10 protein-coding genes, 1 tRNA gene and 1 pseudogene are annotated in these 15215 nt (G+C 55.7%); 8 read left to right on the forward strand and 4 right to left on the reverse strand.

From position 1 onward, the window contains the following. Nucleotides 1–2 precede the first annotated feature (2 nt). Nucleotides 3–1202 carry a methionine gamma-lyase gene (locus tag ACR0ER_RS12235; RefSeq protein WP_480769164.1) on the reverse strand — a complete coding sequence of 400 codons (1200 nt, stop codon included), beginning with the start codon at nt 1200–1202 and terminating at the stop codon, nt 3–5. A 115-nt stretch (nt 1203–1317) separates the two neighbouring features. Between ACR0ER_RS12235 and ACR0ER_RS12240 the strand changes: the two genes are divergently transcribed. Beyond that, the gene (locus tag ACR0ER_RS12240; RefSeq protein ID WP_170423874.1) at nt 1318–1773 is read left to right on the forward strand and encodes an Lrp/AsnC family transcriptional regulator; all 456 of its coding nucleotides are present in this window, start codon (nt 1318–1320) and stop codon (nt 1771–1773) included. Between the two features lie 140 nt (nt 1774–1913). Further along, nucleotides 1914–2315: an XRE family transcriptional regulator gene (locus tag ACR0ER_RS12245; protein WP_480769165.1), complete on the forward strand. Its 402-nt coding sequence runs from the start codon at nt 1914–1916 to the stop codon at nt 2313–2315. A 240-nt stretch (nt 2316–2555) separates the two neighbouring features. Here ACR0ER_RS12245 and ACR0ER_RS12250 read toward each other — a convergent pair whose 3' ends face one another. Next, on the reverse strand, nt 2556–7673 hold the full coding sequence (locus ACR0ER_RS12250) for a RecQ family ATP-dependent DNA helicase (RefSeq protein ID WP_480769166.1): 5118 nt from the start codon (nt 7671–7673) through the stop codon (nt 2556–2558). Nucleotides 7674–8501: 828 nt separating this feature from the next. Between ACR0ER_RS12250 and ACR0ER_RS12255 the strand changes: the two genes are divergently transcribed. The 5 genes and pseudogenes from ACR0ER_RS12255 (at nt 8502) to ACR0ER_RS12275 (ending at nt 12219) form a co-directional block, all read left to right on the forward strand. Continuing rightward, on the forward strand, nt 8502–9389 hold the full coding sequence (locus ACR0ER_RS12255) for a LysR family transcriptional regulator (protein ID WP_480769167.1): 888 nt from the start codon (nt 8502–8504) through the stop codon (nt 9387–9389). Nucleotides 9390–9495: 106 nt separating this feature from the next. After that, the gene (gene wrbA / locus ACR0ER_RS12260) at nt 9496–10119 is read left to right on the forward strand and encodes an NAD(P)H:quinone oxidoreductase (RefSeq protein WP_480769168.1); all 624 of its coding nucleotides are present in this window, start codon (nt 9496–9498) and stop codon (nt 10117–10119) included. A 58-nt stretch (nt 10120–10177) separates the two neighbouring features. Then, nucleotides 10178–11074 (forward strand): EamA family transporter, encoded by an 897-nt coding sequence (locus tag ACR0ER_RS12265; protein ID WP_480769169.1) that lies wholly within the window; start codon nt 10178–10180, stop codon nt 11072–11074. A gap of 3 nt (nt 11075–11077) precedes the next feature. After that, a pseudogene (locus ACR0ER_RS12270) lies at nt 11078–11218 on the forward strand (excisionase family DNA-binding protein); the annotation flags it as partial. A gap of 17 nt (nt 11219–11235) precedes the next feature. Continuing rightward, the gene (locus ACR0ER_RS12275; protein WP_480769170.1) at nt 11236–12219 is read left to right on the forward strand and encodes a tyrosine-type recombinase/integrase; all 984 of its coding nucleotides are present in this window, start codon (nt 11236–11238) and stop codon (nt 12217–12219) included. Between the two features lie 71 nt (nt 12220–12290). Here ACR0ER_RS12275 and ACR0ER_RS12280 read toward each other — a convergent pair. Then, nucleotides 12291–12367 (reverse strand) — tRNA-Pro (locus ACR0ER_RS12280). 98 nt (nt 12368–12465) lie between these two features. After that, on the reverse strand, nt 12466–13581 hold the full coding sequence (locus tag ACR0ER_RS12285) for a THUMP domain-containing class I SAM-dependent RNA methyltransferase (protein WP_480769171.1): 1116 nt from the start codon (nt 13579–13581) through the stop codon (nt 12466–12468). 288 nt (nt 13582–13869) lie between these two features. Here ACR0ER_RS12285 and ACR0ER_RS12290 point away from each other — a divergent pair, with 288 nt between their 5' ends. Further along, entirely contained in the window at nt 13870–15213 is a 1344-nt protein-coding gene (locus ACR0ER_RS12290; RefSeq protein WP_480769172.1) for a Na(+)-translocating NADH-quinone reductase subunit A, read from the forward strand. Nucleotides 15214–15215: the final 2 nt, after the last annotated feature.

Consider the following 15215-nt stretch of genomic DNA (forward strand, 5'->3'; position numbering starts at 1 on the left):
ATTCAGGCGGCGCTGCGGGCAGGGTAGGGCAAAGCTTGTTCTAGGTCTGCAAGGATATCTTCAACATCCTCCAGCCCGACGGACAGACGGATCAGGCCATCGCTGATCCCGTGCTCGGCTCGCTCTTCTGGAGTATAGGTCGAATGAGTCATGGATGCGGGGTGCTGGATTAGGGTTTCTGCATCACCCAAGGACACCGCACGCTGGATCATGTTCAGACGGTTCATGAATTCAATCCCACCGGACAGGCCGGACTTGATTTCAAACGCTATCATGGCGCCGGGTTGGGACATCTGGCGCTGCGCGACATCATGCTGGGCAAAACTCTCAAGTCCGGGGAAATAAACTTCGCCGACAGCGGGATGTGCTTCGAGGAAGTCTGCGACGACCTTGGCGGACGCACAGTGGCGATCCAGACGCAGGTTCAGTGTCTTCAGACCACGCAGGATCAGCATCGCGTTGAAAGGGGCCATTACCGCGCCGGTCATGTCCTTCATCCCAACAAGTCGGATCTCAGCAATCTGTTCGGCGGACCCGACAACCAGACCGGCTACCACATCGCCATGCCCACCCAGGTATTTGGTGGCGGAGTGCAGAACGATATCTGCTCCGTGTTCGATCGGGCGGGACAGATACGGGCTGGCATACGTATTGTCGACGACGACCGTTGCACCGACCGAGTGCGCAATTTCGGCGCTGGCGGCGATGTCCACCAAGCGCATGTTCGGATTAGCCGGAGTTTCGAAATAGACAACGCGGGTTTTGTCGGAAACGGCTGCTTTCAGGTTCTCAGGGTCTGTCATGTCGACATGTGTGATCGTGACACCCCATTTCGCCAAGCCGTGACGCATAAAGGCGAAGGTGCAGCCATAGAGCGTTTTGTCCACGATGACTTCGTCACCTGGCGACAGCAGGGTCCAAAGCACTGCCGTGATCGCCCCCATGCCACTTGAGAGAGCTAATCCAGCCTCGGCCCCCTCAAGCACGGCAATGCGTTGTTCCAGAAGGTCGCATGTGGGGTTCGAAATACGGCTGTAGATATGACCTTCACGCTCTCCAGCGAACATCTCTCCACCAGCTTCAGCGGTTTCAAAGGTAAACGTGGACGTCAAATGCAGCGGTGGTGTCAGAGCACCGTCATTTTCCAGAGGGTTATATGCGTGGTGAATAGCGCGCGTGGCAAATCCGGTTGAACGAGTCATTGCAAGCTCCTGATTCATGTTGAAGCCAGTTTGCGCCTTTACTTTGAGCTAATGGTTGCGAAATATACCAACACGAGTGTTGATATTGGCATATTCTGCTAAGCAAGAGGGATAAATGGACGCTAAGGATAGGCAGATCATTCGAGCGCTACAACGGGACGGGCGCATGACGAACCAGGATCTTGCCGACGAGGTGAACCTGTCTCCCTCACCGTGTTTGCGCCGGGTCAAAAACCTAGAAGCCAACGGAGTGATAAAGGGATACAGCGCCGACGTTGACGCTGCCGCGTATGGGATGGCCATTACCGTCTTCGTGCGTATCCGGTTAGAGCGACACAACGAAACGGACGTTCAGAACTTCGAGAAACGCGTTCGGATGATCGATGAAGTTCTTGAATGCCACGTGCTGACCGGTGCAATGGACTACCAATTGCGGGTTTTGGTATCGGATCTCGAAGCCTACGAGGAATTTATTCGTCACCGAATTCATCCTATCGGTGGGATAGCCTCGATCGATACCAGCTTTGTCTATGGAACGGTAAAAAAGACCGCAATTTTTCCGCCCGGATAGATCGACCAAGTTAGAATGAGTTGTTGCCAATCGGCTAAACATTTTAGTTGATTCATTTTTTCCCTCCGCAATTTCCCATTCTCACCGTCGCTATATCAAAGACATGCAGCGCTTGCTGCATCACTTCTGAGAGGATAGCGATGACGAAGAAACCACACGAAAAAACAAGGTTGGCAAAATACGTCGAGCGCAGGGTGCTCGAATTGAAACCGACCAAGAGCCAGGCTGAGATTGCCGCCCTGGCCGGCTATGTGAACCAGAACATGATCACGATGATCAAGCAGGGTAGCTCCAAAGTGGCGCTCGATCGCGTCCCGGCGCTGGCGGCTGCGCTTGAGGCGGACCCTGCTTTCGTGATGCAGCTCGCTCTGGAGCAGGCAATTGGTCGGACGGCAGCTGAAGCAGTCGTGGAGGTATTCGGGGAGCCCGTCACGGCAAATGAAGTTGGCTGGCTGCAAGCGATCCGTGAGGCTTCCAACAATACCGATCCAAGGCTGACGAGCAGGTCCCAGGCTGCGATCAACGCGATCTTCGGGAGATAAAAACCATGTGTGATAAGACTGACGATTTGACTCCTAACGAACGCGCCTGGCTGCGCTTCCTGCGCGATGTTAGCAATGAAAGTGATCCCGGCGTTACTTTGCACCGGGTGCAGTTACTTCGGCGTCTATGCGGGCCTCAGGCGGCTCGATGAAAATCCATAGCATAACGGCGGTGAGGAATGATTGAAGTGCTGAGCTTCGTTGGATCCCTCTGGAGGCATGAAAACTGTTGGTGATGTCCTAGTTGACGGACACGAAAACGAGCTCCGGCAAAACCACCTCCCATGCATCGCGGCGGAGAGTGTGCTGGAAGGCTTCACCTGAGTCTTCCTTTCGCCATGTAAGGATAGCGGCGACTTCACCCCGATCAAACCTGGTATTTGGCGGGGGTGTGAAGGATTTGGACATGCGGCTCAGCACTTGCCCTTTTTCGTTGTGTAGCAACCAGCGGTCGCCGTCCTTTACCAATAACACTGCATCGCCGACGCGTGCCGCATTAACAGCACTCAGAGAAGAGTGGCCTGGATGCAGGCGTCCAGCATAGGAAAGATCAACCATCCGCGCCTCAGCCGCCTGAAAAAAACGACGGGGACCAGGCAACGCGTTCATGTCAGGCGTCACGCTACGGGTGAGAACTGAAGGTGCTCCTGTTGGTAGGTATTCATGGTTGTCGTTGCTCATTACTACAAGGCTGCGGCGGGCACGTGTCATAGCCACATAGAACAGTCGACGGGGTGCGTCCTGATCTTCGGACCGCGAGGGCCGCTCCCACCCGCCATCGAGAATAACTACATCATCAAATTCCAGGCCTTTTGCGCGGTGGGCCGTCAGCAGCTTTAACCCTCTTTGTTCATCCCAGCTATCACGGGACCATTCCGCGAACCATTCGACAATGTCTGGGACGGGCAGGCTGCGCGACCCAACCTCGCGTGCCAGTAGGCCCAGTCCTTCACCAATTCGATCGGTCCAGCGCGAATGCGAAAGTGTGTTCAGCACTTCGGTCAACTGATTGATCGAGTAAAGCTCTGAAGGTGTCTCGCGTAGGGCTTTGACAAACGCCTGCATCTCGCGCATCCGCCATAGGCTAGGTATATTTTCGTTAGCCATTTCAACCGGTATTCCGAGGTTTTCGGCAAAATCGCGCACCGGTATCAGCTTTCGCCAATCGCGCGAGACAATCGCGGCGCGTGACCATGTCCAATCGGGGTCGAGACGAGAGAGGCGGATCAACTCGTCTAGTGCGGCCATAGCCTGCTCTTCATTACCAGCGGGGCACTCAAGGATCTGCACACGGCCCTGAGCTACTGGATCCAATTTTGCCAGAGATCCACCGGCGTCAGCCTTCGTCCGGGCCTGATCTACGGTAATATCATGGCCAAGTTTCATACGCGCGGCGGCCCCTGCGATCACGGCGTTGGCAGTGGCGACGATATGACCGGTAGAGCGGTAGTTCTCGGTCAAGAAAACCGGTTTTGCGGCGTAGTCCTGTTCAAACTGGCGGATGTAGCGGATCGATGCACCGGAGAAAGCATATATATTCTGGTCGTCATCACCCACGGCAAAGAGACTGAGTCGCAGATCGGGATCATCCAGAGTTCTCCCTGCCACAGCAGCGATCAGCGCGTATTCATCTGGACCGATATCCTGATATTCATCCACTAAAATCCAACGATACCCCTGTATCAGTGATTCACGCAGCGCCTCGGCCTCTTGCTTGCTTAGACCGTCACCCCGTAGCAGTGCTGCAGCCTTTTGCAATAGAGCTTTGAAATCGGGGACGTCGGTTGATTGAATGCCGGCGAAACTAGCTCCGACCAGGCGCATAGCCAGTGAATGCACCGTTGAGACGGTTACTAAGGTTGAGTCATCTCCAACTAACCGGCGAAGGCGTTCACGTATTTCAGCGGCTGCGTGACGGTTGTAGGCCAGCACGAGGATACCGCGGGGATCCTCGCGTTTGATGCGCAGCAGATAAGCGATGCGATGAACCAGGACCCGTGTTTTGCCCGAGCCTGGTCCTGCCAGCACAAGGACGTTGGTTTGTTCCCGGTTGTCACGCACAATTTTTTGCTGCTCCAAATTGCCCAGGTTGTCGACAATTGCCTTATAGGTGGCACCAGTGGCCTGACGCCGGAATTCGGTCCCGCGCCCCGGCATCCATCGGCGCATGAAGGCGTCTTGCTCCAGCACGAAATAGTCGTCGGACAAGCGCTGCGCTGTCTCAATGTTCTCCAGTCCTTTTTCCGCGTAGGCTGCCATCACATGGGTTTGGATGGTCTGTTCGTCATAGTGTTCCTCGAGTGGTGCGAAATGCTGGACGGTGAAACTACCGCCTTTGGAGCCAAGATGCACCGTCATGGCAGGGCGAAAGATGGACAGTCCGCGTCCCAGCGTAACCACCTGCTGTTCATGCATCCACAAAAGTGCTCGGTCCATTAAGCGGTTTGGGTCTTTGATGCTGGTGCGCAAAAGCGTGTCGCCGGTAATCGTGGACAGCATCGCTCCCAGAGTGGTCTCGACCTGAATGTCCTTGCCGTGTGTGCTTTTCGGCACCAGGGTCAGAAGATGCGCCAGCAGGCGTTGTGCGCCCTGACGGCGCAACTCTGCGGTTTGAGCGACAAAGCGCCAAGACTGTTGAAGTCGCACAAGGAGGCTACCGCGCACTGATTTACGCAGAGAAAGGTTGCCACGCCCTCCCTCCGTATCACGTCCATCCTGTGCCATACCGCGCAGCAGGGTCTCCACCAGATCCGGACGCACCTCGCCATGGCCGCGCTGTCGCAATTCCTGACAGGCAATGGAGAGGTTGAGCGGAATCGGTTCAGCCTGATCGGCATCTGGGGCCATTTCGCGCATCACGGCGATTAGGTCTTCTTCTAGTCGCGCGGCCCGATCCAGGCGGACTTGCGATGCGTCGGTAACGCCATAGTGCACAAAAATGGTTGTATTGGTGTCGTCGCTGGCAATTCCAATCGCCTCCAGATCGGTCAGCGCTTTGCGCAACTCAGCGGAGGAGAGCCCGCTAGTTCCTGCTAATTCGTCGGTGGAAACACCTTCTCCCACTGGTGTGTTTACGATATGGCGCACTATTGCCAGCAGTTGTTTGCGCCGAGTGCCCGAGATATCTGCCTTTTCCAACAACGCGGCTGCGGCATCCACATCGCGCACGAGTAAGGAGGCGGGGAAGACCTGCACGCTGTTTTCTTCACGCCGCAACAGGCTCGCCTCCTCGAGCCAAGCGATAGCTGTTTTTACGCGCGTGTCTTCAGTGTTGTTATCGCGCAGAAATTCAAAGTCCTTTTCCTCTCGCACAATCTCGCCAGGAGTGGCGACGATCTTACCTTCGTCTCGAGTGCGCATATCCAAGCGACGTAGCGCTTTAAGGATGGCACCTATTTCATGCCGCGCGAGGCGGGAACGGGCCGAAAGGCTGAACTGGCGTTCAACATCCTCGGTGTTGAACAATAACACGCAGCTAGCGGGGTCGCGGTCGCGTCCCGCGCGTCCTGCCTCTTGTAAGTAATTCTCCAACGAGCCTGGCACGTCGCCGTGGACTACGAGGCGGATGTCAGGTTTGTCGATGCCCATGCCAAAGGCGTTGGTCGCAGCAATCACGCGCAATTCGCCGGTCCGGAATTGCTCCTGGATCTCGTGCTTTTCTTCGGGAGGTAGGCCAGCGTGGAAACGTTCGGCGCTGACACCCTGCTGTTTTAGGAATTCGGCTACGCGTTCTGTCGCACCTCGGGTCGCGCAATAAACCACGGCTCCGGAGACGCCAGAGGCGGGCAAGCCCTGTTCGATCGCGTTCAATATATCTGCGAGTTTCGTCGCACGCTGGGTTTCACGCACCGAAAAAGAAAGGTTCGTGCGCGACGCACCACCGTCCAGCAGGATCAGATCCTGATCCAGTCGTGTTTTGAAATGCTCTCTTATATCGTGCACTACCTCGGGTTTGGCAGTGGCGGTAAGGCAAAGTATTGGAGCGGGGGCATCGCCGGAGTTTTCTTTGATGAAGCGGCTGACGTAGCGGTAGTCGGGCCTAAAATCATGGCCCCATTTTGAGATGCAATGTGCTTCGTCTAGCACCCAAAGGCCAATTTCGCGTTGTGTCAGAGCGCTGCGAACTGACTTGTTGCGAAGCTGTTCGGGTGAAATCATCAAGATCGCAGCATCACCCATGCGCACTTTGTCCAGAGCGTCGTGACGTTCAGGCAGCGACAGAAGGCCGTTGATCGTGACGGCGGAGGATATCCCGGCTCTCGCCAGGCCCTGCACCTGATCTGCCATGAGTGCGACTAGCGGTGAGATAACGACGGTTAGCGCACCGGTCTTGTCGAACCGTGAAAGGGCTGGAATCTGATAGCAGACTGACTTGCCAGTTCCGGTCGGAAGGATGCCCAGAACGCTTTTGCCTGCCATCGCTTCAGCCACAATGCGTTCCTGCAAGGGTTGACCGAATTCGTCCACGGGTTCGGGTCTGAAGGACGGAAAGCCGAACCAGCGATCCAGCGCCCTTTTAGGATCGTTGTGTTCGACACACCATTGGCAAGAGTCCTCATTACAAGCAGCCTCTCGCAAGTGACGCACAATCAGAGAAGCTTCGCGGAATTGCATGCGAACCCAGGGAGGCATGACGCTGTCGCCGCCAGCAACAGAAATCCACGACAAGGCATAGGCCAAAGGCCAGGCAAGGTTCGGGTTTTCCATCCGGCTAAGAGTCTGTTCGAGCCGATGCAAGCAGACTTGTCCAGCCAAAAGGCGGCGAACGGCGTCAAAGGCTTCTTGTTTATTGGGTCTGCTAGTGCAACGCAAAGCAGTAAAAAGTGCGTCAAACCCTCCGCTGCGTGGGGGGCGTGTGGCAAGGAAATGATAGGCTGTCAGCGCATCCGGGGTCGTTGTGTTTAGCTTGGCGAACGCCTCGATCTGGTTTTGCAGAACCTCGAAGACCAGACGTGCATCCTTTTCGGGATCGTTGACATGACCCGATTGCAACCGTCCGTCGTGATAGTGTTTGACTAAATGGTGATAGGGGTTGCGCGGGAAGGCCAAAGGATTGAGCCAGAGTGTGTCGATTGGTGCCTCTGCCAAGGCGGCAAAGCGGGGCGCAGCAGCGGCTAGGTGGGGCAGGTCGTGGTGCAAGATGTTGTGGCCGATGACACTGTCGAAACCTTTACAATATGTGTCGAGTTGCGACAGTGCTGAGGCGGAGCTGCTTTTTTCAACTAGAGCCGGTCGGGAGTCATCGTTCGTTGTGGCAGCAAATGCGAATATCCGAGCGGATTTAGGATCCACTTCGAGGTCAATCGATACACAGCGCTCAAGAAAGCGCGAAATGTCCACCTGACCGTTCGTTATCATTGCTCGCCAAATTTTCTCTTTTAGTGTCTCCTTGATAGCTACCGGATTACAGACAAAAGAGAAGGTGCGTTTCAAATTGCTCTTCGCAATGTGGATTCCCCGCACTCCTCAATGGTTGCATAAGGTTGACAAAGGTTTACATCAGCCCCTCGCGGGATCGACGGATGTAAACCTTTCGACCTAAAAAACACCCCAAAATCAGGCCAAAGGTTTACACTAAGTTTACATTAAGTTGACAGATCCGGACCGAAATCGGGATTTTTCCGGAGAAATGTAAACCTTTGAATCAGACAAACCCATAAAAACAACGGTTCTCGGAAAACACATATCCGAAGACAGGCCAGAGAAGCGCGCACAGCGACGAAACACAGGCCCGACGACCTAGATACACATAAGAGAACGGACGTAACTCAGGCCTGCTCACAACGCTCCTGAGAGAGAACCACATTGAGAGCGAAAGCACACGTCTATGCCAGGCAGTGTATTGAGCTACTCCGGAGAGTAGAAACCGACGATTGCTAATAGTGGGGATTAGTCGTGAAAAGTGAACTGCACCGTATAGAGGCTGACTGTGCCTAGATATGCAAAGTAGTGCTAGGTCCGTCCTAAAAGCTGGTAATTTAAAAGGGAGGCTGGTGACGGGAGATTGTAGGGAGGAGCTCTCAGAACCGAAAACTGTTCCCGAGCTCAAGTTCACAGGTGTGGTGGATGCTCCGCAAACAGAATTGAACTGGATCAGCTCGACCTGAAAGAATGTGAGTTTGGGCATGTCGTAGACCCGATCTATCGCGTAACACATCAAAAGCAGCTTTTTCGAAGGGTGATAACTTGGACAAACTGTCAGTGATGCAAGCTTTTCGCCGTATCGTTGAACGCGGTAGCTTTGCCCGTGCGGCGGAAGACCTTGGTGTTTCTCCTGCGCTTCTCAGCAGAGAAATCAAGCTTCTGGAAGAAAGTTTAGGAACCGTCCTCCTCACCAGAACGACGCGATCTATGTCACTGACTGACACCGGCAGCCTTTATTACCACGATGCAATTGGAATACTCGACGCGGTCGAGAAAACGGAGCAAACCATCAGGGATGGTTCAAAAGCAGTGCGCGGGCATCTTCGGGTGAATGCATCAAGTTCTTTCGGCCAGACCGTTATCGCCCCTATGCTTCCTGATTTTCTGGAAACCTATCCCGATTTGCGATTTACGCTTTCGATGGACGACAAGGTGATCGATATGGTCGAGGGCGGGTTCGATCTATCGATACGTATCCGTGCTGCCATGCCGGATTCGGCACTTGTTGCCCGACGGATCGGCGTGATGCGGCAAAGAATATTTGCGTCTCCAGACTATTTAGAGCGATGTGGGACGCCGACCCAGCCGGCGGATCTGAAAACCCACGCCATCATCGGCTTTTTGCTTGCTGATCATTTGACGAGCTGGAAGCTCTCGGCCGCCAACGGTGTCACAGCATTAGAGCTTGATCCGCGCGTGCGGGTTGGCAACAGCCTCGTTTTGCGGGATCTGTTGATAGCGGGGCAAGGTATCGGAACCCTGCCGGAGTTCGTTTCTGATGCTCCTGAAGCTAACGGAACCTTGCTGAGAGTTCTTCCTGACCACGAATTGCCCGCGCCAGAGATATTCGCCGTCACAGCATCTCGCTTGGGAATGGACGCCAAGGTCACAGCCTTTCTTGATCATCTGCGCTTGGCTCTCAGATCGTGACTTTGTTCAATACAGGTAAAGAGTGATATCAAAGAGCGCGGCTTAATTGGCGGCGCAACAAATTCCATTCTCTCAGGGAACAAGTCACAGCCCTGAGAGGTATCCTATGTCACGTATTCTCGTTCTCTACTATTCAAGCTATGGCCACGTCCGCACATTGGCCTGTGCCGAAGCTGAAGGCGCCAGAAGTGTTCACGGCATCGAAGTTGACGTTCGGCGTGTGCCTGAAACCGTCCCTGAAGAAGTCCGCCAGCAGGCCGGCTATGTCGTCGATGATACGCCTATAGCCTTGCCGACAGATCTGGAAAACTATGATGCAATAATTTTAGGAACGCCGACCCGATTTGGCATGATGGCAGGCCAAATGAAGTCGTTCCTGGATCAGGCTGGCGGGCTTTGGGCCAGGAATGCTCTGGTTGGTAAAGTCGGGGCGGTCTTTGCATCTACGGGTTCGCAACATGGCGGGCACGAGGCGACCCTTCTGACAACTCAAGTCCCTCTTCAACACTTTGGGATGCTGATTGCCGGAATGCCTTACACATTTGCTGGCCAGACTACATCAGAAGAAATCATTGGCGGCGCACCGTATGGTGCCGGAACGATCGCCGGTGCTGATGGTTCCCGCTCGCCTACCGAAACTGACCTGGCAGGAGCGCGGTTCCAGGGCGCTCATGTTGCAAGGATTGCAGCGTGCCTCGCTGGAGCAAACCTGCAAGCGAAAGCAGCTTAACCCGCGCGCCTCTGAAGTCTCACTCAAATTCTGAAACGCCTCAGCCGGGAGACATACAATGTCACGCTCAACCGATATTCTTCTCACTTCACTCGCCCCAGCGGTATGGGGAAGCACTTATCTGGTAACTACCGAAGCGCTCCCGGCTGGCTACCCGATTACCCTGGCGGCGTTACGAGCTCTGCCTGCTGGCTTGTTGTTGCTTGCAGTGACGCGCTGCGTCCCACCACGCGAATGGCTCGGTAGAACTTTCGTCCTAGGCAGCGTCAATTTCGCTCTGTTCTGGGTGCTCCTCTTCGTTGCTGCGTATAGGTTACCTGGTGGCGTGGCCGCCACCCTTGGATCGTTGCAAGCAATGATCGTGATTTTGATGGCGTGGGGATGGCTGGGAACCCCAATCCGACTTGGTGCGCTTGGCGCCGCCGCAACTGGTGTTATGGGTGTGTTTCTGCTGCTGATCGGACCAGAAGCACAACTTGATTGGATCGGTATAGCAGCGGGTTTGGGAGGAGCCGCGTCAATGGCTGCTGGCACTGTTCTCAGCCGGAAATGGCAACCTCCGGTCTCGGCGCTGAGTTTCACAGCGTGGCAATTAACAGCCGGTGGTTTGATACTGTTGCCAGTCGCACTGTTCCTTGAGCCGCCTTTACCTGCGCTCAGCGCGACAAATGTCGCCTGGCTTATTTGGCTTGGGTTGATCGGTGCTGCAGCAACCTATGCTCTTTGGTTTCGTGGGATAGCGCGCCTGGAGCCCAGTGCAGTCTCGATGCTTGGCATGATGAGTCCTGTAACAGCTGTCGTGCTCGGCTGGGTATACTTGGGACAAACGCTTAGCCTCACTCAGTCTATAGGAGCAGCTATAGTTATTGGTTCTGTTGTGGTTGGCCAGAGCGCGAGCCGAAGGGACTATTTGGGTTTGAAAAAATGGAGATCAGCAACAGCTGGATCTGTCTAATGGGTGCTGAGTCGCAAACAATATACACCCAAAACTCTCGCAGAGCGCTGGAGCTGCAGTTCTGAGACTGTCCGCCAGCTCTGCAAAACCGGTCAGCTAGAACATTTCAGAGTTCGCCGTCAGTTTCGCATCCCGGCACACAAAGTAGAGGAGTATGAGCAGTGCAGGAATATAGCATCGGTCGACTCAACAACCGCTTCGTCGTTGTCTGGTATGAGGAAGATGGACGCAGACGCAGGTATCGTCTTGATGCGGACACCCTCGAAGGCGCGGAGGCCGAAGGCCGTGATGTCCTCCTCGCCCAGACATCCGGAAAGGATGAACTGACCGTAGCCGCAATTTGGAATGCTTACAGCGTGACAGTCGAGGGTCGGCCGGTGCATGAAAGCATGCAATACACTGGCCGTTCTGTGCTGCCTTGGTTTGGTGCCTTTCGTCCGGAACAGATAAGCGTGCGGGACTGTAAAGCCTACATCGCCGATCGGCGACAGGCAGGTATTCAGGACGGCACGATCTGGACGCAGCTTGGCAAGCTAAGGACCTGTTTGAATTGGGCTGAGAAGACCGGGCTGATTGATAGAGCACCCTACATCGAGCGCCCCAGCAAACCGGCCCCCAAAGAGAGGTATCTGACGCGCCAGGAGATTTCACAGCTCCTGGCGGTCGACTGCGCACATCACATCAAGTTGGCTATCTGGCTGATGCTGTCGACGGCAGCTAGGGTAACGGCCGTGTTAGAACTCACGTGGGATCGGGTGGACTTTGAGCGCCGTCAGATCAATCTCCGAACTGTTGACGGACGGAGGAAGGGCAGGGCCATCGTCCCCATGACCGAGAGCCTGTATTCTGCGCTTTTGAATGCCCAGAAAGCCGCATTATCTGAGTATGTCGTGGAATGGGCTGGCGGACCTATGAAGTCGATCAAGAAAGGCTTCAAGGCGGCCGCAGTCGCGGCGGGCCTGCCTGATGTGTCGCCACATGTGCTGCGGCACACAGCTGCAGTTCATATGGCGGAGGCAGGCACTCCGATGGATGAGATCGCTCAGTTTCTCGGTCATTCAGACTCTCGGATTACCGCATTCGTCTACGCGCGCTATAGCCCGGAGCATCTACGTAAAGCTGCCAGTGCATTGGAGTTCGACTAAAGCTCAGGTTCAACGAACCTCGGATCACTGCCTTGAAAACAACAAAGGCGCCCTTGGGCGCCTTGTTTTATTGGTCGGAGTGAGAGGATTCGAACCTCCGACCCCTGCCTCCCGAAGACAGTGCTCTACCAGGCTGAGCTACACTCCGACCGTGGCGGGTGATCTATACCCGGGGATTTGGATGTGCAAGAGGGATTTTGAAGCCGTTTGTTGGAATCCCAGACGGGCGACCGTCGATAATTCCCGTCAGGGCAGGGGAGCGGTCTGGTACAGCCGGATTTTCGTGCCGCCATGATCCACTACGGGCCCCGGGGACAGCAAAGGCAGGCGGGTGGCACGGGCGAGCGACTGGTTGCTGGTCACGATACCTGCGCGCCAGCCGCTAAACCGGGTCATCAGCACTTTGCCCAGGCTGCCATACAAAGAGCGCAGGCGCTTTTCGTCTCCGATTCTGGCACCGTAGGGCGGGTTGACGATGATCAGACCTGCTGGACCAACCGGAGGTTTGATGTCACTGACCGATTTGCACTGAAATCGGGTAAGTGCGGCTACTCCGGCGCGGTCGGCGTTGGTGGTTGCAGCGTCCACAGCACCAGTATTCCGATCGGACCCGTAGAAAACCATGTCCGTTTCTGACTGCGGATCGCTTTGTTGCATCGTAGCCCACGCTTCTGCATCGAAACCTTGCAGGTCCTCGAAGGAAAAATGACGGGACCGACCGGGGTTTAGACCTTGAGCAATCTCCGCCGCTTCGATGACAAATGTACCCGAACCGCACATCGGGTCCAGAACGGGTTCTGACCCGTCGAAGCCGCATTCACGCAGGAACATCGCCGCCATCGTTTCGCGCATCGGCGCCTTGGCCACCGCGGGTTTATGGCCACGTTTGTGCAGCGGCTCGCCCGAGGTGTCGACAGACAAAGTACAGATGTCCTTTTCGATACGCAGCAAAACACGCAGGCCCGCGTCAGATGAAATCGGTGCACCCAGCGTTTCCGAGATCGCCCGCTCGATTCTCTGACGGGCGGCACCTGCGTGATAGATACGTGACTTGCGGCTGGTAGCCTCGACCTTGACTGGAACGTCGGGGCGCAGGACATCGGACCATGGAAACTTGCGCGCTCGTTTATCGAGCTGCGCCAAATGGACAGCCGGAAAGCTGCCCAATCGAACCAAAACCTTGTTTGCCCCGCGCAGACACAGGTTTGCGCGCCAGACCTCGGGCCAGTCTCCGCGGCAACTGACGCCGCCGGGCACGATTTTGGCAGCACCGAATCCCTTCTCGACGGCTTCGGCGTGCAAAGGCGCCTCAAGCCCCGGGGTGGCCACCAGAAAAATCTCAAAATCGGTCGTTTGTTCCATTGGATGTGCTTACACTGGAAGCATTCCGGGTGCGACACGCAATTTGAGCTGCGACAAAACGTATGTCTTTAAAAGAAAGTGACATCCTAAGTTTAGTTTTTGCGGTAACAGGTTTGCTTTTAGCATCATCCCCGCGTAAAGGGGCCACAATCAGAATTACGCCCGCGGAATTCGGACGCATTTCGACGCTTTTGCGACGACTGTTTGAAAATCCCGCGTTATTGTCCGATCCTGAAAAGGTGTCGGCATGGCTGGCGCAGGTAAAGAGGCTTGGAAGACAGTAGCGACATGCAAACTTTCAAACTGAAAAAAGGGTTGGAGTTACCGGTGCAGGGCGCGCCGGAACAAACCATCCATCCGGGACCAGAATTCAAAACCGTAGGAGTGTTGGGGGGCGATTACCTTGGCCTGAAACCGCGTATGCTGGTTCAGGAAGGTGATGCGGTTCAGCGCGGTACGCCGTTGTTCTGCCACAAGGACGTTCCCGAGGCGATGATGGTTGCTCCGCTCAGCGGTAAGGTTGTTGCAATCAATCGCGGTGCCCGCCGAGTGCTGCAGAGCGTTGTGATCGAGGTTTCGGACCCGAACGATACGGGTGTTGATTTCTCGGGCGTCGGCAACGGTGACAGCGCTGAAGGTGTGGCCGAGAAGCTATGCGCAGCAGGCCTGTGGACGGCTTTCCGTACGCGTCCCTATTCGAGAATGCCGGCGCCGGGCAGCAAGCCGACTGCGATTTTCGTCACCGCGATGGATAGTGAGCCTCTGGCCGCCGACGCAGCCGTGATCATTGCTGATGCAGGTGAGGCCTTTGCCGCGGGCTTAGGTGTGATCTCCAAGCTGACCGAGGGCAAAACCTACCTGTGCCAAAAGGACGGCGATACCATTCCGGGCGCGGATGTGGCAGGTGTTGAGGCTGCGGCCTTCTCGGGCCCGCACCCTGCAGGTCTGGCAGGCACGCATATTCACTTTCTTGAACCGCTGGCAGGCGACAAGCAGGTCTGGACCATCGGCTATCAGGACGTGATCGCCATTGGCCGGCTGTTCCAAACCGGGCATCTGGACCCCAACGTTGTGATTGCCCTCAGCGGCCCCGGTGCGCGGCAACCGCGTCTGATCCGTACCGTGATGGGCGCTTCGACAGATGATCTGACACGCGATGAGGTTGATGTGGACGGCACCGCCCGGGTCATCTCGGGTTCGATCCTGTCCGGAACGCAGGCCGACGGTCCGACCGCCTATCTGGGGCGTTTCGCTCGGCAAATTTCGATCATTCGTGAAGATCACGATCAGCACACTATGGGCTGGATTCTTCCGATGCCGTCGAAATTCGCGATCCAGCCGGTGCTAGGATCCGCTTTTGCGCGCAAGCTCTACAAACTGACCAGCAACCTGAACGGTGGCCGCCGCGCCATGGTGCCGACGGGCACTTTCGAAGAACTGATGCCGCAGGACTACCTGCCGACACAGCTGCTGCGAGCGCTACTGGTGATGGATACCGATACCGCTCAGGCACTGGGTGCGCTGGAGCTGGACGAAGAGGACCTGGGCCTCGTCGGCTTTGCCTGTCCGGCGAAATATGAATACGGGCTGGCGCTGCGCGACTGCCTGACCAAGATTGAAAAGGAGGGCTAATC

The sequence above is a fragment of the Ruegeria sp. CH8 genome (assembly GCF_056536985.1).

Bases quoted from the DNA above. Each gene is read 5' to 3' on its own strand.
- ACR0ER_RS12235 (WP_480769164.1), bottom strand. From the start codon at position 1,202: ATGACTCGTTCAACCGGATTTGCCACGCGCGCTATTCACCACGCATAT.
- ACR0ER_RS12240 (WP_170423874.1), top strand. From the start codon at position 1,318: ATGGACGCTAAGGATAGGCAGATCATTCGAGCGCTACAACGGGACGGG.
- ACR0ER_RS12245 (WP_480769165.1), top strand. From the start codon at position 1,914: ATGACGAAGAAACCACACGAAAAAACAAGGTTGGCAAAATACGTCGAG.
- ACR0ER_RS12250 (WP_480769166.1), bottom strand. From the start codon at position 7,673: ATGATAACGAACGGTCAGGTGGACATTTCGCGCTTTCTTGAGCGCTGT.
- wrbA (WP_480769168.1), top strand. From the start codon at position 9,496: ATGTCACGTATTCTCGTTCTCTACTATTCAAGCTATGGCCACGTCCGC.
- ACR0ER_RS12265 (WP_480769169.1), top strand. From the start codon at position 10,178: ATGTCACGCTCAACCGATATTCTTCTCACTTCACTCGCCCCAGCGGTA.
- ACR0ER_RS12285 (WP_480769171.1), bottom strand. From the start codon at position 13,581: ATGGAACAAACGACCGATTTTGAGATTTTTCTGGTGGCCACCCCGGGG.
- ACR0ER_RS12290 (WP_480769172.1), top strand. From the start codon at position 13,870: ATGCAAACTTTCAAACTGAAAAAAGGGTTGGAGTTACCGGTGCAGGGC.